The 23,979-nt window shown below is 59.2% G+C and carries 28 protein-coding genes; 14 read left to right on the top strand and 14 right to left on the bottom strand.

The features are described from left to right. Positions 1 to 11 precede the first annotated feature (11 nt). The 5 genes from B5E56_RS03800 to B5E56_RS03780 form a co-directional block, all read right to left on the bottom strand. A complete protein-coding gene (locus B5E56_RS03800) occupies positions 12 to 1,220 on the bottom strand; it encodes an ABC transporter permease (RefSeq protein WP_087388717.1) in 1,209 nt (402 codons plus the stop codon). Continuing rightward, positions 1,217 to 1,912 carry an ABC transporter ATP-binding protein gene (locus B5E56_RS03795; protein ID WP_087388716.1) on the bottom strand — a complete coding sequence of 232 codons (696 nt, stop codon included), beginning with the start codon at positions 1,910 to 1,912 and terminating at the stop codon, positions 1,217 to 1,219. Before B5E56_RS03795 ends, B5E56_RS03800 begins: the two co-directional genes overlap by 4 nt. A 1-nt stretch (position 1,913) precedes the next feature. After that, positions 1,914 to 3,932 carry an efflux RND transporter periplasmic adaptor subunit gene (locus B5E56_RS03790; protein WP_087388715.1) on the bottom strand — a complete coding sequence of 673 codons (2,019 nt, stop codon included), beginning with the start codon at positions 3,930 to 3,932 and terminating at the stop codon, positions 1,914 to 1,916. Between the two features lie 293 nt (positions 3,933 to 4,225). Continuing rightward, complete coding sequence (locus tag B5E56_RS03785) at positions 4,226 to 4,816, bottom strand: metallophosphoesterase family protein (RefSeq protein WP_087269674.1); 591 nt, start codon at positions 4,814 to 4,816, stop codon at positions 4,226 to 4,228. Beyond that, positions 4,813 to 6,684, bottom strand: coding sequence for a BMP family ABC transporter substrate-binding protein (locus tag B5E56_RS03780; RefSeq protein WP_087388714.1), 1,872 nt, complete (start codon positions 6,682 to 6,684; stop codon positions 4,813 to 4,815). Before B5E56_RS03780 ends, B5E56_RS03785 begins: the two co-directional genes overlap by 4 nt. Positions 6,685 to 6,950: 266 nt before the next feature. Between B5E56_RS03780 and B5E56_RS03775 the strand changes: the two genes are divergently transcribed. Further along, positions 6,951 to 8,642, top strand: coding sequence for a hypothetical protein (locus B5E56_RS03775; protein ID WP_087388713.1), 1,692 nt, complete (start codon positions 6,951 to 6,953; stop codon positions 8,640 to 8,642). A 53-nt stretch (positions 8,643 to 8,695) separates the two neighbouring features. Here the strand turns inward: B5E56_RS03775 and B5E56_RS03770 are convergent, their stop codons facing one another. Beyond that, positions 8,696 to 9,889 (bottom strand): aminotransferase class I/II-fold pyridoxal phosphate-dependent enzyme, encoded by a 1,194-nt coding sequence (locus B5E56_RS03770; RefSeq protein WP_087388712.1) that lies wholly within the window; start codon positions 9,887 to 9,889, stop codon positions 8,696 to 8,698. Positions 9,890 to 10,106: 217 nt separating this feature from the next. Between B5E56_RS03770 and B5E56_RS03765 the strand changes: the two genes are divergently transcribed. Further along, a complete protein-coding gene (locus B5E56_RS03765) occupies positions 10,107 to 11,384 on the top strand; it encodes an S-layer homology domain-containing protein (protein ID WP_158098661.1) in 1,278 nt (425 codons plus the stop codon). An 89-nt stretch (positions 11,385 to 11,473) separates the two neighbouring features. On the opposite strand, the gene B5E56_RS03760 is transcribed toward B5E56_RS03765, so the two are convergent. Beyond that, positions 11,474 to 13,663 (bottom strand): S-layer homology domain-containing protein, encoded by a 2,190-nt coding sequence (locus B5E56_RS03760; protein WP_158098660.1) that lies wholly within the window; start codon positions 13,661 to 13,663, stop codon positions 11,474 to 11,476. A gap of 401 nt (positions 13,664 to 14,064) precedes the next feature. Here B5E56_RS03760 and B5E56_RS03755 point away from each other — a divergent pair, with 401 nt between their 5' ends. After that, positions 14,065 to 14,955: an ABC transporter permease gene (locus tag B5E56_RS03755; RefSeq protein ID WP_158098659.1), complete on the top strand. Its 891-nt coding sequence runs from the start codon at positions 14,065 to 14,067 to the stop codon at positions 14,953 to 14,955. Continuing rightward, complete coding sequence (locus tag B5E56_RS03750; protein ID WP_087388708.1) at positions 14,952 to 15,245, top strand: sensor histidine kinase; 294 nt, start codon at positions 14,952 to 14,954, stop codon at positions 15,243 to 15,245. Before B5E56_RS03755 ends, B5E56_RS03750 begins: the two co-directional genes overlap by 4 nt. Here B5E56_RS03750 and B5E56_RS03745 read toward each other — a convergent pair. The 6 genes from B5E56_RS03745 to B5E56_RS03720 all read right to left on the bottom strand — a co-directional run bounded on the left by B5E56_RS03745 (position 15,202) and on the right by B5E56_RS03720 (position 20,708). Further along, complete coding sequence (locus tag B5E56_RS03745; RefSeq protein WP_143383128.1) at positions 15,202 to 16,110, bottom strand: hypothetical protein; 909 nt, start codon at positions 16,108 to 16,110, stop codon at positions 15,202 to 15,204. The two genes, B5E56_RS03750 and B5E56_RS03745, sit on opposite strands and share 44 nt — an antisense overlap. A gap of 16 nt (positions 16,111 to 16,126) precedes the next feature. Beyond that, a complete protein-coding gene (locus B5E56_RS03740; RefSeq protein WP_087388705.1) occupies positions 16,127 to 16,414 on the bottom strand; it encodes a hypothetical protein in 288 nt (95 codons plus the stop codon). Positions 16,415 to 16,547: 133 nt separating this feature from the next. Then, positions 16,548 to 17,747: a LuxR C-terminal-related transcriptional regulator gene (locus tag B5E56_RS15050; protein ID WP_087388703.1), complete on the bottom strand. Its 1,200-nt coding sequence runs from the start codon at positions 17,745 to 17,747 to the stop codon at positions 16,548 to 16,550. A 197-nt stretch (positions 17,748 to 17,944) separates the two neighbouring features. Beyond that, the gene (locus tag B5E56_RS03730) at positions 17,945 to 19,702 is read right to left on the bottom strand and encodes a recombinase family protein (protein WP_087388701.1); all 1,758 of its coding nucleotides are present in this window, start codon (positions 19,700 to 19,702) and stop codon (positions 17,945 to 17,947) included. Positions 19,703 to 19,706: 4 nt separating this feature from the next. Further along, a complete protein-coding gene (locus B5E56_RS03725; protein ID WP_143383127.1) occupies positions 19,707 to 20,282 on the bottom strand; it encodes an HIRAN domain-containing protein in 576 nt (191 codons plus the stop codon). 15 nt (positions 20,283 to 20,297) lie between these two features. Continuing rightward, entirely contained in the window at positions 20,298 to 20,708 is a 411-nt protein-coding gene (locus B5E56_RS03720) for a helix-turn-helix domain-containing protein (protein ID WP_087388699.1), read from the bottom strand. Positions 20,709 to 20,857: 149 nt separating this feature from the next. Here B5E56_RS03720 and B5E56_RS03715 point away from each other — a divergent pair, with 149 nt between their 5' ends. Then, a complete protein-coding gene (locus B5E56_RS03715; protein ID WP_087388697.1) occupies positions 20,858 to 21,076 on the top strand; it encodes a helix-turn-helix domain-containing protein in 219 nt (72 codons plus the stop codon). A gap of 25 nt (positions 21,077 to 21,101) precedes the next feature. Beyond that, on the top strand, positions 21,102 to 21,305 hold the full coding sequence (locus tag B5E56_RS03710; RefSeq protein WP_087388695.1) for a hypothetical protein: 204 nt from the start codon (positions 21,102 to 21,104) through the stop codon (positions 21,303 to 21,305). A 24-nt stretch (positions 21,306 to 21,329) separates the two neighbouring features. Here the strand turns inward: B5E56_RS03710 and B5E56_RS03705 are convergent, their stop codons facing one another. Beyond that, on the bottom strand, positions 21,330 to 21,530 hold the full coding sequence (locus B5E56_RS03705) for a hypothetical protein (protein ID WP_087388693.1): 201 nt from the start codon (positions 21,528 to 21,530) through the stop codon (positions 21,330 to 21,332). 71 nt (positions 21,531 to 21,601) lie between these two features. Here B5E56_RS03705 and B5E56_RS03700 point away from each other — a divergent pair, with 71 nt between their 5' ends. The 8 genes from B5E56_RS03700 to B5E56_RS14590 all read left to right on the top strand — a co-directional run bounded on the left by B5E56_RS03700 (position 21,602) and on the right by B5E56_RS14590 (position 23,967). After that, a complete protein-coding gene (locus tag B5E56_RS03700; protein WP_087388691.1) occupies positions 21,602 to 21,811 on the top strand; it encodes a hypothetical protein in 210 nt (69 codons plus the stop codon). A 19-nt stretch (positions 21,812 to 21,830) separates the two neighbouring features. Continuing rightward, on the top strand, positions 21,831 to 22,073 hold the full coding sequence (locus B5E56_RS03695; protein ID WP_087388689.1) for a hypothetical protein: 243 nt from the start codon (positions 21,831 to 21,833) through the stop codon (positions 22,071 to 22,073). A 7-nt stretch (positions 22,074 to 22,080) separates the two neighbouring features. Continuing rightward, positions 22,081 to 22,212: a hypothetical protein gene (locus tag B5E56_RS14985; RefSeq protein ID WP_275532713.1), complete on the top strand. Its 132-nt coding sequence runs from the start codon at positions 22,081 to 22,083 to the stop codon at positions 22,210 to 22,212. Beyond that, positions 22,209 to 22,403: a hypothetical protein gene (locus B5E56_RS03690; RefSeq protein ID WP_087388687.1), complete on the top strand. Its 195-nt coding sequence runs from the start codon at positions 22,209 to 22,211 to the stop codon at positions 22,401 to 22,403. Before B5E56_RS14985 ends, B5E56_RS03690 begins: the two co-directional genes overlap by 4 nt. Then, a complete protein-coding gene (locus tag B5E56_RS03685; RefSeq protein WP_087388685.1) occupies positions 22,400 to 22,798 on the top strand; it encodes a hypothetical protein in 399 nt (132 codons plus the stop codon). Before B5E56_RS03690 ends, B5E56_RS03685 begins: the two co-directional genes overlap by 4 nt. A gap of 2 nt (positions 22,799 to 22,800) precedes the next feature. Continuing rightward, on the top strand, positions 22,801 to 23,448 hold the full coding sequence (locus tag B5E56_RS03680; protein WP_143383126.1) for a hypothetical protein: 648 nt from the start codon (positions 22,801 to 22,803) through the stop codon (positions 23,446 to 23,448). 167 nt (positions 23,449 to 23,615) lie between these two features. After that, positions 23,616 to 23,810 (top strand): hypothetical protein, encoded by a 195-nt coding sequence (locus tag B5E56_RS14375; protein WP_143383125.1) that lies wholly within the window; start codon positions 23,616 to 23,618, stop codon positions 23,808 to 23,810. Next, positions 23,791 to 23,967 carry a hypothetical protein gene (locus B5E56_RS14590; RefSeq protein WP_158098658.1) on the top strand — a complete coding sequence of 59 codons (177 nt, stop codon included), beginning with the start codon at positions 23,791 to 23,793 and terminating at the stop codon, positions 23,965 to 23,967. Before B5E56_RS14375 ends, B5E56_RS14590 begins: the two co-directional genes overlap by 20 nt. The last annotated feature ends 12 nt before the right edge of the window (positions 23,968 to 23,979 follow it).

Here is a 23,979-nt window from a genome sequence, read left to right as displayed (position 1 = left end):
ATCTCACTCCTTTAGTCTGCCCGCAGAGCCTCCACCGGCTGGAGGCCGGAGGCCTTGATGGCAGGATAGAGGCCAAAGGCCACGCCCAGGGCAACGGAGATAAAGAAGGCGCCCACCGTTATCCCGGCGTTGGGTATCAATATGGTATGGAAGGATATTTTCCCCACGATCAATGTGCCGATATAACCCACGATGATGCCAAAGATGCCGCCGATGCCGCAGATCATACAGGCCTCAATGAGGAACTGGGCAATGATGCTCTTGCGCTCAGCACCTATGGCCTTGCGGATGCCGATCTCCCGGGTACGCTCGGTGACGGTGACCAGCATGATGTTCATGATACCGATACCGCCTACCGCCAGAGAAATGGCGGCGATACCGCCCAGGAAGCGCTGCTGCATCTGATCCTGCTCCTTACCCTCCTCCTGCATCTGGTTGGGGGTGGTGACGCTGTAATAACCGCTGTTGGGGTCGATGAGGCCCTGAAGGAAGCCCTTGAGCAGCGTGATGGCCCGGGTGGTGGACTCGGAGTCCTTGGCTTTGGCCACAAAGGTATCCATGCTGGTCTGGCCGTTGAGCACCCGGTTCATGGAGTAGGGCAGCACGATGTAGCGGTCCATACCGGTCATGTTGTTGGGGTCTTTTTCCTGATAGACTCCAATGACCTCAAAGGGGATGTTGTTGATGGTGATGGTCTGGCCCACCGGATTCATGTAGTTGAAGAGGGCGTCCGCCATCTTGGAGCCCAGCACGCACACCTGGTTGTAGTTCTTCACATCCAGGTAGGCAATGTCTCTGCCCTTGGCCAATGTAAAGTTGTTGCACAGGGAGAACTGCTGGTTGCCCATCACCACTTGGGGAGATTCCTCCCAGGGGGTATTGTAGTTGTCCAGGGTCTTGGCGCCGTACTTGATGACGGTCTGATTGTACATCTGCACCACCGGGGTGACGCCCAGTACATACTCGTCCAGCTCCATACAGTAGTCGTACAGCTCATCGGATACCTTCTCGCTGTTCCAGCTGCTGGCATTGATGTTGATGATGTTGGTACCCAGGCTCTCATAGAACGCCCGCATCTGCTGGTTCTGGCCCTGGGCATAGGACACCAGGATAATGACGGCGGCCAGACCGATGATGACGCCCAGCATGGTAAGGACGGAGCGGGCCTTCTTGGCCGCAATGGACTTGACGGCAATCTTGAACGCCTGCGTCAGATTCACTGGAAGGCCCCCTCTCTGTCTCCATCGTAGATGATGTGTCCGTCGGAAATCCGCACCACCCGCTGGGCGGTGGAGGCGATGCCGTTGTCGTGGGTGATGAGGATGATGGTGGAGCCCTCCTCATGGAGCCCGTGGAGGATCTCCAGCACGTGCTTGCCGGTGCGGGAGTCCAGGGCGCCGGTGGGCTCGTCGGCCATGATGATGGGAGGCTGGGTGGCAATGGCCCGTGCAATGGCCACCCTCTGCTGCTGACCGCCCGACATCTCGGTGGGCTTGTGCTCCGCCCGGTCGGCCAGCCCCACCCGCTCCAGAGCGGCTTCCACCCGGTCCCAACGCTTGGAGGCGGGCACCCCCTGATAGATCAGGGGGAGTTCCACGTTCTCCCAGGCGTTGAGGGCGGGAATCAGGTTGAATCCCTGAAAGATAAAGCCGATCTGCTTGTTGCGGATGTGGGCCAGCTGCTTATCGGTCAGCTCGGTCACGTCCACCCCGTCCAGATGGTAGTCCCCGTAGGTGGGGATATCCAGACAGCCCAGGATGTTCATCAGGGTGGACTTGCCGGAGCCGGACTGGCCGATGATGGCCACGAACTCCCCCCGGTCCACCGTGAGGCTCACCCCGTCCAGGGCCCGGACCTCGCTCTCCTCCCCTTCATGGTAGATCTTGAAGAGGTTTTTTACATCGATCAGCATATCAGCCACCCCAACTATCGGCATTCTGGGTGGCGTAGCCGATAAACACCTCGTCGCCTTCGTTCAGGCCCCGCTTGATTTCCACACGGGTGGTGTCGGCCAGGCCGATCTCCACCGGCACAGCCCAGAAGCCCTCGGGGCACTCCCAAGCGGGATCTGGCTCCAGAATGGCGTTGGCGGGGGCCTCCTTGGACTTGACAAAGACGATGGTGCCGGTTTCCTCATCGGAGGAACCGCCGCCCATACCGCTACTGGCGCCGCCGCCCGCGGAGATGCCCGGACCGGGCATGACGACCACACCCAGCTTACGGGCGGAGACACCGCTGCCGGAATACCGCTGCGGCACTGCCACCGCGCCGCCGCTGACAGACATATCTCCGTCTATGATCATGCCGCCGTCGTCGATAATCACATTTCCGCCGTCAACGGTCCCGCCGTCGTCGGGCAGGATCTCACCGTCAATCACGCTGCCGTCATCGGGCAGGTCACTACCGCCCATTTCGCCGTCCATACCATCCTCGCCGCCGTTCTTGGCAGGGGGAGCATCCATATTGTCGGGCAGCGTCACATTGTTGAAGCTGACGTACTTCACAGCGGCCACAGGCACGGTGAGACAGTTGTCCGACTGGCTGGCCACGAAGGAATAGCTGACGTAAGTACCGGGGATCATGGAGCCGTCAAAGTTGTCCACCGCAACCACCGCCGGGATGGAGGCCACGCCGTTTTCTCCGGAGGCGGTGAGGGAGACGCTCTGCACCACGCCCATGTAGGGGGTGCCATACTGGTCCAGATCCACCATCATGCCCACCTTGACGTACTGGGCATTGCGCTCGTCCACGCTGATCTCCACCGTCATCTGGGAGGTATCGGCAATGCTGATGCCCTGGCCGCTCTGTACCTCCTCACCCTCCATGAGGCTGCAGGACAGAACCGTACCGGCGATGGGGGCTACGCCGTTATACTTGCTCAGCTCATCATTGGCCTCCTTCAGCTTCTCCTGGGCGGCCTTCAGGGCCTCTTCCTTGGCGCTGATCTCTTCGTCGGAGTCCTTAGCGCCCAGCTGGACCAGTACCTGGCCCGCCTTCACGTCGGCGTAATTGAGCAGTCCAAAGCTCTCCACCGGACCGGAGGCCTTGGCCTTCACCACGGTAGTCTCATAGAACTCCAGCTTGCCGTTCTGATAGGGGTAGATGGGGGTGCCGTCGGCGGCGGTGAGGGAGGCGGAGGCCTCCATCCCCTCGGTGAGGGTGCCGGGATTGTCCAGCACAAAGACCACCTCAAAGTGGGTGGCCCCTTCCGGGGAGACAAAGCGGACCTTGTTGATCTTCTCCACCGTACCGGTGCGGCTTCCCATAATGGAGGGGATGGTGATCTGGGCGGTCTGCCCCACCTTGATGCTGTCCTCATAGGCATAGCTGTAATAGAGGGAGATGCGCAGCTTGGTGTCGTTGACGATGGTGGCGATGGTGTCGCCCTCGTTCACCGTATCTCCCGCCTTCAGGTTGGCCACCTCCCGCAGGTTGCCGGCATGAGGGGCCTTGATGGTCAGCTCCCCGATCTTCTCGTAGACCGCCTGGAGCTGCTTCTGGCAGTCGTCCACAGTCTCCTGGGCGGCCTTGACGGCCTCCCGGGCCGCGGTGTCGTCCATGCGGTAGAGGGGCTGGCCCTCGGTGACCTGGTCACCCTCCTTCACATAGAGCTCCAGGATGGTACCGGTGCCCGGTGTAACAGTGGCCGATTTGTTGGCCTTGGCCATGCCGCTGCCTTCCACCTTCACCTGGATGGACCCCAGCTGAACGGTGTCGGTCATGGCTTCACCCAGTCCAGTCTGATCCTCCCGGAACACAAAGTACCACAGAGCAAAGACAATTCCGGCAATCACCGCCGCGGTAATGAGCAGGCCCACGATCAGCTTGACCTTACTGCGGCGCTTTTTCTTTCTGGGGCCGGAAGGCGCCCCAGCCGGCGGCGTTTGGCCCGGAGCGGGCCGCTCGAGCACAGGCGTCTGTTGATCCGTCATATTGAACTCCTCCTTGTGTACTTGCTTGTTCACTGCCATTCTAGCATACCGGGTAAGGTAAGCAATGACAAAGCAATGACAAATTCTTAACAAATCCTTAAGTTTCCCAGTCGACTTTAGGTTGGACATCCGCCAGCACCAGTGTATGCCCTTCCGCAGGAAATCTCCGCCGAAAACCGCCGCTCCTTTCTTTGGTATACGTTTCCTTTTTACAGACGTTTTCCGTCTGAAAAGGTTCCATCTTGGAAGAAAAGCAGGCGGCGGAAGGTAATCCTTCCGCCGCCTGCTTTCGGTTAAAGTTCAATCAGATAGCGCTCATACCCGTTGATCACTCTGGTCTTGCCGTAGCGCTGTTCCCGCTGGATGCTCCGGCCGTAATTCAGATGGGTGTGTCCATGGAGATGGAGGGCGGGCTGATACTTGTCCAGCATCCGGTTAAAAGCCCGGAAGCCGGTATGGGCCAGGTCGGTGCAGGGCACCATGTCCTTGCCCGGCGCATGGGTCAGCAGAATATCAAACCCCTTTTTAAAATACAGCTTTGGGGCCAACCGTATGGCCCGCAGATTCATCTCCCTGTCGGTGTACTGGTGGGGGCCCTTCTTATAGCGCATGGAGCCCCCCAGGCCTACGATACGCAGTCCCTGGTACTCATAGTACTGCCCGTCGATACAGGTGCAACCCAGAGGCGGGTCCTTTTCATAGTGCCCGTCGTGGTTCCCATGGACATAGAGCACCGGGCAGTGGGCAAAGGTAGCCAAAAAGGACAGGTAATGGGATTTCAGGTCCCCGCAGGAGAGGATCAGGTCCACCCCCTCCAGCTTATCCGGCGTAAAATAGTCCCAGAGGGCGGGGGACTCGTAGTCGGCCACAGCCAAAATCTTCACTTCAGTCCAGCCTCCTCAAAGCCCTGGACTCTCATCCACTCCCTGGCCTGATCGGTAAGCTCATCCGGTTTGGGAATGGACCCCTCCACATAGCTGGACAGCCAGTTCATGGACAGGATCTGCTGGGCGGGCAGCGGGCCGTCATCGCCGTACACCACATGGCCCTGCTGGTTCATCAGCACCCCGTAGAAGGGGTCCAGCCGCTCGGCCCGGATGGCGTCCCGCAGCACGCCGGCCAGACGCCGGGTGCCGGCGGGCAGGCGGCGGGAACAGAGCACATCCACGATTTTCTGGTTCAGGCCCCACCAGTAGCTGATAGCGCTGCTGCCCCGGCTTTCCTTTTTCCAGCTGCCGTCCAGCACCCGCCGCACCAAGCTCTGGTAAAACCGCCCCCAGTCGCAATGGATCATGGCCAGATTATGCAGCTCTCTCGACCGGGGCCCGGCGTTAGCGGCCAGCCGGTCCAGGTAGTCGATATACACGATGCCCTTGGCCCGAAGGCTGTCAATGCCCCCACCCTCCTTCAGGCTGTTCCAGGACAGCAGCACCCGGGCATTGGCGTTGACCATTCTGGCCCCCTGGGCAAATGCGTTGATGCTGGCAATGGTGCCGAAGGTGGGGTAGTCGGCCACATAGCCGATCCATCCGCTGCGGGACAGGGTCCCGGCAATGGCGCCCTTGATAAACTTGGCCTCATACATCCGGGGATAGTAGGTCCGCACCGAGGGATAGGAGTTGTTGAGGGAGCAGTTGAAGAACTTCACCTCCGGATGGCGCACGGCCTGCTTCACGCTGGGCAGCAGCAGAGAGGGATCGGTAGTAAAGATCAAGTCCGCCCCCTTGGCCACCGCATCGTTGATGGCCACCTCCGCCGCCTGCTCAGTGACGGCATTTTCATAGGAGAGGGTATAGAGCTGGTCATTCATGGTATCCTCCAGCAGGTAGCGGCCGCACTCATGCTCATAGACCCAGCGGGAGGTATCGCTGCTGCCGGCGTGGATGAAGGCGGCGCACAAACGCTCGCCGATAGGATGGAAGGGGAACAAGGGCTTTTTCACCGTGTCCTCCAGCATAAGGGTCACCCCGGCGTTTTCCAGCCGGTTGCGTACCTCCTGCCGGATCATGGGCAGTTCCCGGGCGATCTGGGTGGACAGCTTGCCCTGGGAAGCCTGATAGCCAAACAGCTTCACATATACCAGGAAAGCCAGGGAGATGTACTGCTGATCGGCATTCTCCCGCAGACAGGCATCCCGGAACATATAGTAAAAGGAGCGGAAATCGTGGATCTCCTCCGCGCTCCACGCTTCCCGGCTGGGCCGTCCCATGGCCTCCATCAGCTCCCGGTACTCTCCCGGCCGCCGGAACACCAGGAAATTCAGCCCTGTCATCTGGTAGAAGTTGAGGAACTCGTAGTAGGCGGTCACCTCCGGGTCGTCGGAGGGCCGGGGCAAAAGCCGGGTGACCACCGCCGGAATGGTGATGGCCCCAAAGTATTTCAGCACGCTCACCCGCTTGTGGCCTTCCACCACATAGAAGCGGTTGAGGTATTCCACCGCTTTGATGGGGTCCCGGATTCCTTCATTCAGGTGGGCCTGACAGAGGGACGCCCACTTGCCTGCAAACTCGCTGTCAGCCTCCAGGGCGGGATAAAAGCCGGGGGAAAAGCTGTTGCGCCGCAGCTTGTTGCAGGTACCCACGATGAGCTCGCTGGGCACCTCCACCACGCCCAGGCTCTCCCGCCGCATGGCCAGTTCCTCCGGATCGCCGGGCAGCACCTGCAGGCCGGTTTCCTCCCCCCGGGCTGCCGCCGCCTTGATCTCCTTTTGTCCCAGGCGGAGCGCATTGTGGTATTCCTCCAATACGGGCATATCCGCCGTCCCCCTTTCCAGTTGGTTCTTTCTTCTCTCCCAACAAACTACCACGACCGAAACAAAAATACAATCCCTTTCTCCTTCCGGCTTCTGGTTTTTGGTGGTAATAACATACAAAAAAGGAGCGCTCCGGTTGAAGAATGGCCCAAGCCGTGCTATAGTATTACCTGTTGGGCAGACCCTGGGCGGTCTGCCGTTCACCCATCCGCCCTAATCTATCCGCACCGGCCCTGCCGGTGCGTACCATAAAGGAGATTTTCCTCATGAACGAACGCAATACTCACAAGGGCACTGTTCCCTGTCATACCTGGCGCATGACCCGTGCCCAGGAAGAGGACCTGTACTACAAGCGCCCCGCGGTTCCCGGCCGTCGTCCTGCCATCGTGATGCCCGAGGCCCTGTTGGTTCCCAAGACTCCCGCAGAGCCTGCTGCCGCTCCCGTACCCCAGGCCGCCCCTGTGGCGGCCGAGCCCGTGCCCAGCATCTTTGACCTGCGCATGGAGCAGTATGGGGACGAGCTGGCCCGGCTGTACCGGGATCAGTTCCACGGCGACCTGGCCGCCTGGGACCGCCTGACCACTCTGCTGCGCCAGAGCTGGGAGAACCGCCGGGAGGAGCTGCGGGCTCAGGACCAGCGCCGGACCGCCGACGCCGGCTGGTACTGCCGCCGGGATCTGCTGGCCATGGCCGTGGACGCCGCCGGCTTTGCCGGTTCCCTGGCCGGGGTGGCGGACCGCCTGCCCTACCTGAAGGAGTGCGGCGTCAACTTCCTGCGCCTCAACGGTAACGGCAGCCAGGAGGAGCTGGCCGCTCTGGCCGACGCCTGCCGGGCCCAGGAGATCCTGCTGGCCCTGCCTCTGAAGGCCGACGCTCCCCAGGACGCCGCCGCCTTCCACGCCTGGATCGAGCAGCTGCTCTGCCTGGCCGGTCTGGGTGCCGACGCCATCCGCCTGGGTGACCTGTCCCGCCTCCCCCACAGCGTGCTGCGGATGGCCCGCCTCATCTGCCAGCTGGTGTGCCCCGGCGTGCTGCTGATGGGCAAGGCTCCCGCCCACGGCGAGGCCCCCTACTTTGGCAGCGAGGACAAGCCCGAGTGTCATCTGCTCTGCCGGAACAACGGCGCCCTGCTGTGGAACACCCTGGCCACCGGTGACGTGTCCCTCCTCCGCCACGAGGTGGAGGGTTCCCTGTCCTCCGCCGGTCTGTTCCTCAACCGGCTCCACGGGGATAGCGGTCTGGACTGGGCCCTGGACTACAACTGGCTGAAAGAGCACTGCGGCACCGACGAGAATGCCCATCGCCAGTACCTCAATGACTGGGCCACCGGCAAGTTCCCCGGCAGCAACAGTCGGGGCGAGCTGTGCCGTGAGGGCAAGGTGTGCGGCACCACCGCCTCCCTGTGCGGCGTGGAGGCCGCCGACTATGAGCAGGACAGCGTCAAGCTGGAGCAGGCCGTGGCCTGCGACCTGCTGCTCCACGCCTTCCTGCTCACCCAGAGCGGTATGCCCCTGCTGACCTGCGGCGACGAGGTGGGCCAGCTCAACGACTACAGCTACCACGAGGACGCCGCCCGGGCCGATGACGCCCGCAACCTCCAGCACGGCCCCTTCCAGTGGGAGCTGGCCGCTATGCGTGACAATCAGGAGACCCGCCAGGGCAAGCAGTTCCAGGGCCTGCGCCGCCTGGAGCAGCTGCGCGGGGCAGAACCCGCTTTTGACGCCCGGGCCAATGTGTGGACCTTCGACACCGGCAATCCCCATGTGCTGGGTCTGGGCCGCTGGTATGAGGGCCGCAAGCTGGTGGCACTGTTTAACTTCAGCGGCGACTTCGTCACCGCCGGTGCCCCCGAGGGCGGCGCCTTTGATGAGCTGATCTACGGCGGCCACTATGACGAGATCGGCCATGTGGAGCTCTATCCCTACGGCTTTGTCTGGCTGCTCCAGCAGGAAGCCTAAAAAACATACAAAACGGACCGGGAACTCAGGTTCCCGGTCCGTTTTTTCTTTGGTCACCGTTCCGGCAGGGTCCGGACAGTCTTCTCCAACAGCTCCAGCAGCAGGGGCATCTGCTCCCGCTCGGGCAGCATCAGCCGCACCGCCCGGCAATCCAGGCCCACATAGCTCTCGCAGCTGACTGTGAGCAGCCCCTCCCCTATCAGGTGGCGCTGCAAATGGAAGGTGGGGTCCTCTGTCTCCACATAGAGCATGAGGATGGGGGTACTCTCGCAGGTGGCCGCCGCCCGGAGATTGCGTCCATACCGCTTGTTGTACCTCTCTATAGCTGCCAGCAGTTCCCTCTTGCTCACAATCACCGGCTGAATGCCAAAGGGGTCCTCCGGCCGCTCGAACTTGGTCTCCAGCGCGGTCTGGGCCAGCACCCGGGCGATGCCGTTGCTGTTGAAGGGCAGCACCAGCTTCTCCAGCTGAGGCAGCAGACCGCTCTGGGTGGAGCTGACCCCGTAGCCCAGCCGCACCCCGGCCATACCCCACCCCTTGGAGAAGCTGCGGGTCACAATCAGGTTGGGATGGCTGGGGATCAGGTTGATGGCGCTGGCGGAAAAGGGCAGGTACTCGGCATAGGCCTCGTCCACCACCAGCAGCTTTCCCCACTCCTCCGCCCGCCGGGCGATGCGGGCGATGTCCTCCAGACTGACCGGCAGGCCGGTGGGGTTGATGGGATTCTCCACGATGAACAATCCATACTCCGCCGACATCTTGGCCAGATAGTCGTCCACATGGAAGCGGTAGCCGTCGGAGCGGTCCAGATAGCAACACTCGTACACCGAGCCGGTGCAATTCACATGGTCCACATAGGCTGTGAACTGTGGGGCGTGGCCCAGCACTTTCTTGCCTCTGGTGAGGCACAGCAGATTCAGATTGCACAGGATGTCGTAGGAACCGTTGCCCAGGATGATGTGGTCGGCAGTGAGCCACCCCTCCCCCACCCCGTTGCCCCGGTACCAGTTGGCCAGAGCCTCCTTCAGGGTGCCGCCGTGGGGATAGTATTTGATCTCGGCAAAGTTGCCTCCGTGGGCCTCCGTCCGCTGCTCAAAGGCGTGGAGGCGCTGGAAAATGCAGTTGCCCAGCAGATCGGCGTTGACCCCCAGGGAGCAATCCAGCTTGATGTCCCCCTCCGGCAGGCTGCCTGCATAGTCCTTTGAAACGTAATCCCGCACATAGGGATTGATCTCCAGATGAAACATCCCGCTCCCCCCTGTTACAGCTTTTTCCTGTCTGTGCTTTCAGGATAACACCGATTCTTTTTAAAGGCAAGGTCCATCCTGACAGCGTCTTTGAGGATGACCCGCTGTTTCCACCCCGGTCCAGTGCTTCTGATACACTATGCAGCTGGCAGATTGTTTTCCCCGCTTAATGGGCCTAGAATGGGATTGTATAAAACCATTCTTAACGGAGGTGCCTATGATGAGAAAACGCTTGCTATCCCTCGTGCTTACCCTGTCCCTTTCCCTCTCTTTGTGCCTCACCCCTGTACTGGCAGCCGCCGGGCTGTCCAACTTTACCAAGAGCAAAACCTATACCCCCGGCCAGTTCACCGATGTGGCCTCCTCTACCTGGTACACCTCTGCCGTCCAGGCCGCCTATGAATACGGCCTGATGCAGGGCTCCAGCGACACCACCTTCAATGTGAACGGCAAGCTGACCATTGGCGAGACCGTCGCCATCGCCGCCCGTCTCCACGCCACCTATCAGGGCAATGGATACACCTTCACTGCCAGCGAGCCCTGGTATCAGACCTATGTGGATTACGCCCTGACAAACGGCATCTGCCAGGCCTATCCTGACTACACCGCCGTCATCAGCCGGGCCTCCTTCGCCATGATCCTGACCAATGCCCTTCCGCCCGAGGCGCTGACCGCCATCAACACGGTGGAGGAAAACGGTATTCCCGATGTGCCCAGCGACGCCAACTACCATGACGCCGTCTACCTGCTCTACCGGGCCGGCGTCCTCTCCGGCACCGATTCCACCGGCACCTTTGCCCCCTTCAACCAGATCACCCGTGGTGAGGTCGCCGTCATTCTGTCCAGCATGGTGGACCCCTCTCTGCGCAAGTCCTTCACCCTGAAGGCAGTGGTGAAGCCCACCTCCCTCACCCTCAGCGCCCCCAACTTTGTGGTAAATACCGGCGCCAAGCAGGCCCTGAAGGCCACTGTGGCCCCCGCCAATACCACCCTGCCTGTGACCTGGTCCTCCTCCAACACCAACGTGGCCACCGTGGCCTCTGATGGTACTGTCACCGGCGTCACTCCCGGCACCGCCACTATCACCGCCAAGTGCGGCTCTCTTACCGCTACCTCTGTGGTCACCGTGCAGAAGGTTCCCCCCATCGGCAAACCCACAGGCTTCTACTTCACCCGCAACAGCGTCAACGGCATCACCCTCTCCTTTGACGGGAAAAACAACTCCGGCAAGACCATCAATTACTACACCGTCCATGTGACCTTCCTGGACCCCATCGGCAATCCCGCCTACGACGAGATTACCCACAAGGCTACCGCCTCTGTGCGCTATGTGGGACCCGTTTCTCCCGGAAGAAGCATCCTTGTTTACAAGCTGATGGGCTATGTGCCCGCCTGCGACGCCATCCGGATCGATACCATCGACCTGGAATATGCCGACGGAACGAAGGAAACCATCGTTTATAACCAGACGACCCATCGGGAGGAGCACTTCTGATTCCTCTCTTTCCTATCCCTTTCAAAATAAGAAAGCAGCCCCCTGCGCCAACTGGCGCAGGGGGCTGCTTTCTTTTGGGGGGAGGGATCTTAGCCTTCGATGGGGGTGGACAGGTTGGTCTTGAGGGCGGAGATCTGGTCGGCAGTGAGGCCGATGCCGGTCAGGTAATCCTCAGCGGCCTTCTGCAGGTCCACCTTGGACAGGTCGGCGCCCTTTTCCAGGCCCGCCAGGTCACGGAGCATACCCACAGCCACCTCGGAGATCAGCTTATACTGCTCGGAGTTCTTCTCCACATGGTAGTAGTTCTCATAGGACACCATGTAGTCGGCCACGATCTCCTCCTGGGAAGCGCCCATCAGGGCCTCCAGCAGGATGGCGGTAAAGCCGGCCCGGTCCTTACCCTCGGTGCAGTGGAAGGCATAGGGGCCCTCGTGGGCGATCATGAACTCCAGACCGGTCTTGAGCTTGGCCTGGAAGTCATCGGCCTTGTAATCCACACCCATGTTGAGGGCGATCACATTTCCCGCCTCATAGAGACCCTTGTAGTAGGGAGAATCAAAGCCCTCGGCGGCAAAATAGCCCTGGATGGCCTCGTCATCGTCAGCCAGATTGACCACAGTCTTGACGCCGGCCTTTTCAATCAGGTCGTCGGCATAGGCGGCCCGGCCCAGCTCCGGGTTTACGGGGCTGCTGGTGCGGTAGAGCACACCCTCGGCAATGTCGCCCACGGTGATGGCGCGGAAGTTGGCAAACACCTCGTCGGAGGCGTAGTCGTCCCGCTCGTTGGTGCGCTCAAGCTGATGGGCCTGATACTGACCCAGGTAACCGGCCTTCTCGGCCAGTGTGAAGGTGACAATGTCACCCTCCTCCACGCCGTAGGTACCGGCAAAGTTGCCCATGTTGATGGCAACCACAAGGATGTCGCTCTCCTTGTTGTCACGCACCACGCACTCGCCGGTGTTTACATCGCTGTAGGCGGTGCAGAAGGGGATCTCCAGGCTCTGGCCGTTCACAGTCACGTCCAGCACGTCACCCAGCTCCAGGCCCGCGGTATAGAGCACCTCAGGCTTGATATCCAGGTCCAGGTTGCCGTATTTCTCGATGGCGGCCACGCTGCCTACCACAGGCGCCCGGCTCACATCATAGGTGTTGGCGAAGATCGCGCCGTTGACCACCCACACGTCGGAGAAGTCGGGCTTTCCGTCCTTGTTGGGGCAGACCAGGTAATCGCCGTAACCGTGCTCGGAGACGGGATCGTTCACATGGAGCACATCGCCCCAGGCGGTGTTGACGGTGAGGCGCACATCCTTGGGAACAAAGCAGGCAAAGTTGGTGTCGGGCTCAGCCTTGGTCTTCAGGTCGATAAAGGTATCCTTGGAGTTGGTGAAATCCTCCGCCTTGAGAGCGTTGCCGTCGGCCTTGGTGTAGGTCTCCAGCACCTTGCTCAGCTTGGTGACCCACTGCTCGCCCACGGTGCCCTTGAGGACCACGCTCTCCCCGTCATCGGTGGCGGTGTAGTCCACATTCTCCAGGTCGTTGTGGAAGGTGGTATCCTTGGAGACCATCATGCCCTGGATGGTATACTCCGCCTTGCCGGTGAGGAAGAAATCCTCGGCATGGGCCTTGATGTAGTCCTCAGCGGGGATCTCAAAGGTGAGCTTGCCAAAGTTCATCAGGATCTGGGCCAGCTCGGAGCGCTGGGCAGTCCCGGTGGGATTGAGTTTGTTCTGGCTGCCGGAGAGGATACCCAGCGCCACAGCCCGCTCCATACCGTCCTTGGCCCAGTCGGCCACGGAGGCGGCATCCGCATAAGTGCTCAGGTCGGCATTGTCGGCCTGAGCGCCCTGGGCGTCGGCGTAATCGGCAAAGACCTTGCCCAGCTCCTGCCGGGTCATGGCCCGTTCGCCGCCGAAGGCGCCCTGGCCCACGCCGGTGGTCAGGCCCTCATCTTCAGCCCAGGCGGCAGCGTCGGCGTACCACTGATCGGAGACATCGTTGAAGGAGGCAGCTTCGGCCACAGCAGGACGGCCCGCCATGTTGTACAGGGTCTGATAGACCATGCCCCGGGTCACGGTGAGAGAGGGGCCAAAGGCGTTATCGCCGGTGCCGTTCATGATTCCCTTTTCAGAGACATAGGAGACGGCAGGGGCATACCAGGCGTCAGAAGCCACGTCAGTAAAGACGGGGGCAGTTCCTTCCGCGGCCATGGCAGGGGCAGAGACGCCCAGCGTCAATGCGGCAGCCAGAGTCAGGGAGAGGAGTTTTTTGCGTTCCTTCATTTCAAACATTCCACCTTTCCACATTTGTATCCCACCACTGTTGGGATACTTCTTCCATATGCCATAGTAGCAAAACCGGTTTAACAATACAAGCACATTCTTGCGGTATTTTCCCTCTTCATTGATAAATACGTTTCATCAGCGTCTTTGGAGAAGCTAACTGAAAAAATGACGACAAATATGAAGAACGTACAGTTGCGATGTCAGACTATCTATTTTACTCTAAAAGTGTAAGATAGAGAAAGAAAACTTGGCCAATTTGCACGAACAAACAGGAGTGGATATCGGTGGTGAAAAAAGAGATGGATGATTACAAACAAAAAGGAACCGTTTGGCTCAGAGAGTATAAAAATGAGATTGCAATCACAGTTCTAATCATTGTGATTCTGATCCTATCCCCTATGCTCTCACCGTTTTTTCTCTCCGGCAGCAACTTGCTGAACCTGCTGCGGCAGACCGCCTATACCGCAATTGCCGCCATTGGAATGTACTTCGTGATCCTCATCGGCGGGATCGATCTCTCCATTGGTGCCACCATTCAGATCATCGGTATGGTCTCCATCACCATGCTGATCAACGGTGTGCCGGTATGGCTGACCATCCTGACTGTACTGGGCATCGGTGTGGCAGTTGGGCTCGTGAACGGACTCTTCGTTACCTACGGCAGACTACAGCCCTTCGTGGTAACACTGGTGACCAAGCAGATTATGCAGGGCATCGTGCTATGCGTCACCGGTGGTGCCAGTCTATCCGGAACAGTGCCTGAGTCTTTTATGCGAATCGGAACAGGCTACATCTGGATTTTCCCGGTCCCCGTGGTGGTGCTCTTTCTCATCAGCGTGGCTTCAATTTTTGCAATGAGCCGCACCACCTATGGCCGGCGTCTGCGGGTGACCGGCTCCAACCAGGTTGCCGCCTATAATTCCGGCGTAAACGTGCGGATGGTGAAGCTTTCAGCTTATGTACTGTGTGCTGTGTTTGCCACCATTTCGGGGCTGCTTTCTGTGGCCCGCACCGGAGCCTTCCAGCCCACCACCACCCATGGCGGCGCCACCGGAATGGAACTGGATGCCATTGCTGCCGTTGTGGTAGGCGGCGCCGCCCTCACCGGCAGTAAGGGTACCGTAGCCGGTACCCTGCTGGGTGCTCTGCTATACGGCATTTTGTCCAACTTGTTCCCGCTGATCGGCATCAGTTCGTATATGAGGAGTCCGACGGCCTTATACGGCAAAAGACACCGACGGAGCTGCTCCAGGTCCTGCTTCAGCGAGAGGCGGCAGCCCAGATTATGACAAAAGAGGCTGAGATCAACGCCCTGCAAAGCCAAATCAATCCTCATTTTCTGTACAACACCTTGGAAACCATCCGCGGCCAGGCCCTGTGCTGCGGGGCCACTTCCATTGCCGATACTACAAAAGCGCTGGCCGAGATTTTTCGATACAACATCAGTCAAAAAGGGGCCATGATCAGTCTGAAAGAGGAACTGGCCAACATTGACGCCTATATGAGGATACAGAGCATTCGCTTCAATGACCGCTTCACGCTCCACTCCGATGTGGCAGAGGATAGTTGTCGGAGCTGAGCCCTTCGATGGCAAGGCCCACATACAGATCGTCATGGGCAACGCTGTCATCGGCAAAACGGATGGGCTCGTCGAATTCGACGACCAGTTCCACCTCATCGCCGGCTTTCAAAATCCGGTTGTCAATGCCGGTTACCGAAACGATGGACGGCGCGTTGTTGTCCATATAGGTGATGACCGGCTTGGTCACCGATGCGTCGCCTGCGCACTTGCAGCTTTTATTGCCGCCGTCGTAGTACGTGCCCTGCAGGCTGGCGGCCACGGTCGCATAGGGATAGTTGACATTATGGTATGTGACTGTGCGGTAGCCGGTGGAAAGGCGCTCCGTGTCCTTGGCCATGTCCCGGCTGTTGATGTACAGGGCAGGGTCGTTGGAATAGCCCGAGACGCGGAACAGGTAGGACATGTTGATGGCCGTGACCACGTTGGCCGTGTTGCTTTTCAGATTCAAAAACCCGGACTTCCAGGAGTGCTGATGCTTGTAATTGTGGAAGGAAGCGGAGAGGGACGTCTGCAGGTTGCTGCCCTTTTCCCGCAGTTGGCCAATGTCCACGTCATTCATATTGATCTGCGCGCTCGCATTGACCAGATTGTTTTCAAAGGATAAGTTGAACAGGCTGCTTTTGGTGGCCGCGTTAAACTTGCTGTCTGCGCTGATTTCCCGGTTATACAGCTTTTCATCGATGCCGGTCTGGGCGTTATAAATGGCCACCTCCGGCTTAAGGCGCGTATATGCCACATCTCCCGCCGCCAGGGCAGGGATCGACACCGTCGGCAGGAACAGAATCAGCTGCACAACCGCCAGCAGCGCCGCCAGAATCCGCTTGGGCCGTACTCGTCCTCTTTTTCCCATCGTGTTCCTCATCATCACACCCTCCTTCTTATGCTTTTCTGTTCCTCTCATGTCCGCACACGCCAAGCAAAGTGTTTGAAAACGGTCTGTAAAAGCGGCAGGAGCCGCAGTCGATCAGTCCCTCGCCCGCGCTCCTCTCTTCGCCGAAGGCGCAGGCATCCTCAAGCGTCAGCATGATGGGGTGCCCCTCCGGCGTATAGATGGGGTGTTCCAGAAAGTCCGGGTATACTTCCATGTATTTTCCAGTTTTTTGATCATACTGAAGCGGAATCGTGAGTGTTGCGCCTTCGACCTGATACGTTTTTGCCTTTTCCACACGCAAACCCTCCTTTTCTGTTTCGTATGGCTTTATCATACCATGAATCCATATTTTTGAAACCACCCGTTTGGGGGTGAAAAATGGGTAGGTACCCAAAAAAGGACCCGGCCAAATGGCCGGGTCCTTTTTCTCATAACAGCATATATTTTTTCAATTCCTGTCTGTTTTTGACGTTGAGCTTCTGCATGGCATTGGTAATATGATACTTTACCGTATTCAAAGAGATGTGCATATGGTCCGCGATCTCCTGATTCGTCCAGCCGCGGGCAGCCAGCATGGACGCAGCAAACTCCGTTGTGGTCAGATTGTCCGCCACATCATGCCCGGTATCAGGATTATGGATCTTGCGCCACCCCGCGGAAAACCGGTAGGTGATGGCGATGATCCGCTTGAAGTCCTCCGGATATTCCGGCTTGATCACCGCTTCCAGCATCCCGCCCAACAAGCCGTGGTGTTCGCCAAAGCCCTGGATAAAATCGTCCGGTTTGGCAAGCTCCCACGCCGCAAGCAGATGCCGCTTTGCCTTGTCCACCTGTTTTAGACTCATATAGTCCATGACTGCGGCCAAATGCAGATAAATGCTGGGGATCGGATATTCTTCCGTCTGCATACTCAGCGTGGCCTCTATAATGCCCAGGCTTCTCTGGTAGTCCTTTTGCAGATAGACACCGTGGGCGATGATATATAACGCAAACATCCGGATGCCCATTGGGAGCCTGGGAAGTAACTCCTGCGTGGGAGGCAGTTCTTTGGGCAAAGGACGGTGCAGCAGCACTGCCGCAGCAGAAGAAATAAAGGACAGAACCGCCCGCTTTTCCGGGTGCTTTTCCGTATCCGAGGCAAGCGTTTCCTGCACTGCTGTCAGCGCATATCTGGCCCTCTGTATCTCACCCACAGAAAGATTGGCATACAGATAGATCAGACAGGCGGAAAGCTGTATGTTCTTATCCGACTCGCGGAGAAGCAGTTGGGTTTGTTCGATGGCTTTTTCCGGCTGTCCGCTGAAATAGTAATACTCCGCAAGTGCGACCTGTTTTTCCAGGCCGTCCGCCATGCTGTCAATGAATTCCAGGCATTTTCCCGGCTCAAACGCGGTGTTCATCAGCGGCATAAGCCCCGGATAAGAAAGGCTCTGGCCTCTCTTCCCCTGCGTTTCCGGAGCCGACTGCTCCCTGCGTTGGTCTTTTGGCTTTTCGGCTCCCACTGGGATTCTCCAGGATGACCCAAACTTCTCTGCGCCCGCAATGCGCCCTGATGCGCAGTATTTCTGCACCAGGCGCTCAGATATGTTCCATTTCTGCGCCGCATCGTACACAGTCATGTATTCCATAAAGTGCCCCCGCCCCAGACCGTTTGATACCGCCGCAAATAAGTTGCAATGCAGTATCATCTTTCAAAAATTGAGACTAAACAACTTCTTCAGTTTTACTATATGTTAATTATTATATAATGCTGTCAAAGGAATTTCAACCGGCCATTTGGGATGGTCCAAATAGCATTTTGCAGAAGGTCCGTCGTTCGGGCAAGCTATCCCAATCGGTTTCCCGTTACACTCAAACCCAGCCACGCAGAGAGAACACGAAGCCACAGCAACTTCCACCAGAAAGAAAAATGAGATAGACTTTTGGGCTTGATCTTTCCCAAATTATTAAGAAAAAGCACAAATCCGAACCCTGCACCAATTGGTGCAGGGTTCGGATTTGCTACTTGTGGTGGACCAGTTTCGACGTTATACGGACCACCATCGACAGCGCCGGAGTCCAGGGCGTCCTCCACCAGGGGAAAGTCCACGGAGCTGTTCCGGCCGGTGTAGTTCAGAACCACCTTCAGGTGGTCGTCATACAGATAGATGGCGTTCACGAAGGTGGTCACGAGCCGGAGCCGGAAGGCCGGGTCGGTAAGATCCCCGGCGCGGAACTGTTCCAGCCAGAAGATGACGCGCTCCCGGGTGTAGGTGGGCCGCAGCGCCTTCTCCGTCTCCAGGGCCTGGGCCAGCTTCTGTTCCTGGGCCTCCAGCTCCAGCAGCCGGTCCTTCGTGGTGGCGGTGATGATCCCGGCCTCAATGGCGGCCATCACGTTCCCGATGGCGGCCCGCGTCTGCTTCAGCTGCGAGGCCAGGGCCTGAAGGGTGCCGTCCTCTTTGTGACGGCGCTGGTAGTCCACCACACAGTCGGCCATCCATTCCACCACATCGTCCTGCATGACCAGGCCGGCCACCATGGCACAGACCTTTTCCTCCAGCCAGTCCCGCCGGACGTTCTGCTTCTGACAGTCGTGGGAGAGCCGCCGGCCCTGGCAAACGTAATAATAATACAGGGGCTTCCCTGGGCGCGTCTTCCCGGACACGCCCACCATGGGCCGCTGACAGTGGCCGCAAAACAGCTTCCCCGTGAGCAGATAGTCGCCGTATGACCGCGACCTGCCCACGGGATTTTTCTTTGTGTGCAGGCGCCGCTGGACGGCCAGCCACGTGTCCCGGTCGATGATGGCCGGCAGGCCGCCGGGGGTGCGTATGTCGCCGTAAATGTAGACGCCGGTGTACCGTTCGTTCGAGAGCATGGAGTGGAAGCTGTTCCGGCCCCAGGGCTTCCCGCTTGCGGTGGTGATCCCGCGCCTGTTTAGGTCGTTGGCTATGTCGATGATCTTCCAGCCGGCCAGGAAGCGGTCGTATATTTCCTTCACCAGGGGCGCCCGGTCGGGATCCAGCTCCAGGGTGTAGTCCTTCGTCCGCCGATAGCCGAAGGGGATCGCGCCGGTGACCATACAGTGTTCCGCATTGTAGGCCAGGCCCCGCTTGATGTCCACGGCCATCTGGGCGCTGCGGAATTCTGCGTCGCCCTCCAGCATGGCCTCCAGAAGGATACCTTCCGGGCCGGCGGGAATGTATTCCTGGCTGAACAGGCAGCGCACGCCGCACTTCTTCAGCTTCGCCTTGTAGATGGCGGCGTCGTACCTGTTCCGGGCGAAGCGGTCATTCTTCCAGGTAAGGACGAAGGACCAGCCGCCGGCCTCTGCGTCCCGCAGCATGCGGTGGAATTCCGGGCGGCGGTCGGTGCGGCCGGTCATGTGCCGGTCGGCATAACAGGCCACGATATAGATATTATTCCGGGCGGCGTAGGCCATGCAGTCCTTCACCTGCTGTTCGATGGACACGTCGCGCTGGCTGTGGGAGCTGTACCGGGCATAAATCACCCCGAAGGCGGAGGCCTCCATGGGGTCGATCATGTTCATGGAGGGGTCGAAGTCGGCGGAGCTGACCGCCATGGGAATCATGCGCTTTTTCATGGCATCACTTCGAGAGGGACAGGTCGATCTTCAGCCAGTCGCCGCCGACGGCGGAGACTTCGGCCACCACGCTGTCGCCACGGGTGAGGAAGTCGAAAACCATCTTCTTCAGGCGCCCCTTGTAAAGGTACCCGACGCGCTCCCCGTCGAGATAGACGGCGACGGCCTGGGGGTCGTAGTCGTTTTCCGGCTCCAGGACGAGGTCGGCGGGATCGCCTTCGGAGACGCGGGAGAGGTCGGGATCTGTGCCACGGAGTATGCAGACATCGACGCCGTGATACTCATAGTCCTGCGCATGCAGGCGGGTAGTGGGCACGCCGCGGGAGCGGCAGACGCTGTCCAGGACCGCCCGGGCCTCTTCGTCGGTCATGGAGGGGCGCGGCGCCGCGGCGGCCGCAGCTTCGGCCAGTTCCTCCCGCTTCCGCCGGGAGGCCTTCACCAGAAGCACGATACCAACCGGGAAAAACAGAAAGAACCAGATAACGCCCATAATGGTAAGAAATTTGGAGCTTGCGCGCTTCTTTTTCGCGTTCGTGCGCCCAACGGTCGAATATGTAGGGCTTGCGTGCATCTTTGCCATGATCATGTCCTCCCTTCACGCCTGCGCCTGATCCAGTCCAGGCGCACAAGTTTTTATATATCGACCACCGGCCACAAGGTCGGCCGCATAGTCCAGCAGTTTCTCCTGGCCTTCGTCGTTCAGCTGATCGAGGGCGTCGGCCAGGGCCTGGAGCTGGGGCGACAGAGCCGCCGGCGCGGCGGAAGCACAGACTGGATACCCCAAAAGATCGGAGGGGTCAACGGAGAAGAAAATGGCCACCTTCTTCACGGTGGAAATCATAGGCTCTTGAAGATTGTTTTCGTAACGACTGACTGTGCTTTTGTTCATGCGGCCGTCGAAACGGGAATTATACTGCTTGCAAAATTCCTCCACGGTGAGGCCAGCGGCTTCACGGAGCTGACGAAATGTACGGCCGAAATGGCTATCTGGATTACTGGTCTTCATAAAACAACACCCCCTACAAACCGAATTATAAGCAACAGACACAAATAAATCAATGGGAAATGTAAATAAAGTTATTGACGGCGATAAAAAACTGTGCTATCTTGTTATCGTAAACGATAACCGAACGGCGAAGAAAGGAGGAACCCACGATGAAAAAGAAAGTACACGCCCCGTATGTTACGCTGAAGCGGGCACTTGCCGGTGCAGGCGTGACGTATAAAATGGTGGCCGAATTGATTGGAGTATCGGAAACCACGGTACAGCTGAAAATCAATGGATACTCTGACTTCTACATCTCCGAGCAGCGGAAGATTTGCGAGAAGTGGGGCATCGACCCGGCCGTTTTTTTTGAAGAAGAAGTTGCTTAAACGATAACGAACGGAGGAACAGAACATGAACAGGCAAAAGAAGGGAATCCGAACAGCGGCGGAAGGAAAGCTGCATATCAACGTGACCATCAACGGAGCGGGCGCGGAGCTGGCGGACGAGAACGAGGCCTTCAACCTGATGGCGGAAGTCATGCGGGAAGTCCGGCGCAGGCTGCGGAAGCGCGGCATCGAAAGCGTGTCCTACAAAATTGAAAGGTCCGGCGACTGACCAACAGTCGCCGGACGGTATGAGTTAATCGCTGATCTCTTCGATCTCCTCATAGTCGACCCCGAAATCAGACTCATTCTCGGAGGACGCTTCAAAGGAAATACAGGGACGGCCGTTTTCTCCGCCAGACTCTAAAAAGCGAATAAGAACGGTATCCATGCCGTCATCAAGCATTGCTTTGGCCATTTTGTAAAGCTCTTTGACGGAAACTTCAATTTCATTCATAAAATCACCCCCTTCCCTGCCTTGATGATACCACGGGGCGCCGGACGGGGCAACAACAGGAGGAACAGAACATGAAAGACGGAGTCATCACCATGCCGATGAAGAAGAACGTGCCGGAGGGCGGCCCGGCGTGGCGCCTGGTCACGTGCCCGGTATGCGGCCGGGAGTGCTGGGAACGGCCGGGGGTGCTGGACGTTATGGAGAAGAACCCGAAGCTGATGGCCGCCTGTACGGAGTGTGCCCTGAAGGTGACGGTTACGCACAGGTACGTGAAGGCATAGCCGGGAGAAGCGCAAGGGCATGAAAAAGATAACACTGAAATTGACGCCGAGAGAGGCCAGAGCCTTGCGCCGTGCGCTGCTCCATGAGATCGCAGACGCGAAGGAGGCCATAGAGAGCGCGGCCAAATTCCCCGGAAGCGATATTTTGCGGGAAGCAGCAGAACAGGCCGAAGATGAAAAAGCGGCTTTGGAAGAGCTGGATAACAAGCTGCTGGAGGGACTTTCCAGAGAACAATGGGACGCCGTGGTCCTGGGGAGGTGAAGGAAGAATGAACTATACCTGCGGGAAGCCGGAATACGCCATGTATCAGGACGGCGACTACTGCCCCATGGAGACCGGGGAGGTCGAGGACTGCAAGGACTGCTACTACGGAGTGAAGAAGGAGGAAGCCGGAGAATGAGCAGAAAGAAGAACCTGCGGCGCGTGTCTGTGCTGGTGACACCGCAAACCCTTTACAACCTGGAGCGCCTGGCCGACATGGCCGGGTATGGCCACATCGGGAAGGTCATCGACAAGCTGACCAGGGACCACATGCTGGCGCTGTCCAGGGCGGCGAGATTGCCGGCCAAGCCCCCGGAGGTGCGCCGGTGACCGGCCGGGAGCCGGAGAGCCAGGAGACGGCCCTGGAGTTCCTGCGGAGGGGCCGGAAGGGCTTTTATCCTTCCGCCATCAGGACGTGCGAGGGGGACCTGTTCCTGATCTGCGACGCCCTGGAGGACTACGCCGACATCTGCGAGCAGTACATCGAGCGGGAGCGGGACAAGCTGACCGCCTACCAGGTGGGGGCCATCGAGTGCCGCATCGAGAGATACAGATACATCGCCGGGAAGTACGCGGCCGCCATCGGCTACGACCGGGAGAAGGCCCTGGCCCGCTGTGCGAAGCGGCGGGCGGCGGAGGGGCGCGAGGACGTGGGCGAGGAAGCCCTGTCCGCCCTGGTCCGGTACGGAACGGAGAACGGGAAAAAGAACAGGAGGAAGGCATGAACATGAAAATCAATCTGGAATTGGGCGGAGTACCGCGCGGATACAGCTTCCTGCTGGACGGCGTGGAGCTGGTGAAACTGGACGATGACGGCGAAGGCAGCTTCGTGGTGACCGCTGACGCACTGCCGAACACCGTCCCCTTTTGTAACGACGAAGAAGTGGAAGCGCCGAACAACTACCAGGGAAGCAACCTGCACCACATTATCGAGGACTGGGCGGAGAGCCGCCCGAATCTGTACGAGGCCCTGCTGGAGCGGGAGATCGACCTGACCACCATGGACGGCATGACGGACTACGGAAAGCCGCAACTGTCCCTGCGGTCGCTGACGGTGGACGAATACAGGAAATACCGCCGCTTTATCCCGCTGACGTCCCGCGCCTACTGGCTGGCCACCGGGTGGGCCACCCTGCGCTCCCCTCGCTCGAACTACGACTACGCGTATTACGTGAATACTTCGGGGGCGCTGAACGACAACTACGTGCGCAGCGCGAACGACTACTGCCCGCGCCCGGCTTTTTACCTGAAATCTGAAATCGTTGTATCTATGAGCGTGCCGTCTGCGGTGATTGCCGAAGGGGATGGCACCCTGGCACGATACACCGACGCGGAGCTGATCAAAGAGCTATGGAACAGAGCCGGGAGAGAATGAGCGGCGGGAAGCAGGGAAAGAGGGCGCGGCAGGACCGCATCAACGCCGAATGGGCGGCCCTGGCCAGAGCCTGCAAAGGCTGCATCTATTTCACCGCCAGCCGCTGCTGCGATTACATCGGCATCGTCGGCCACCGCAGGCCGTGCCCTCCAGGCCCTGGGTGTACCGTGAAGACGACGGGAGACCGCCGGCGGAAGGTGGACTATGGGAAGGTCGAAGACCTATACCGCCGGAAGAAGACGGACAAGGAGATCGCCGCCATTGCCGGCTGCGGCGTGTCCACCGTGGCGAGGTGGCGGAACGTGAACGGACTGCCGGCAAACCCGGAAGGAGGCAAAGACCGTGGAGCGAATCGCCATTGACGTCGAGCGGGTGCCCCGGGGCGTCTGCGATGACCTGGCCCGCTGCCTGCTGGAACGGGTGGCGGCCTACTTCGAGCAGCCGGAGGCAGAAGCGGCCTTCCAGGTGTGGCTGAAGGAATACCGCAAAAGAAAACCGGCCAGAGCGGCCGGAGAATGAAGGAGTGTGTGA

Origin of the sequence: Flavonifractor sp. An112 (assembly GCF_002161085.1) — a bacterium.
GTDB lineage: Bacteria > Bacillota > Clostridia > Oscillospirales > Oscillospiraceae > Flavonifractor > Flavonifractor avicola.
Note: the sequence above shows the minus strand (reverse complement) of the source record. Positions and strands in the feature narration are given on the sequence as shown.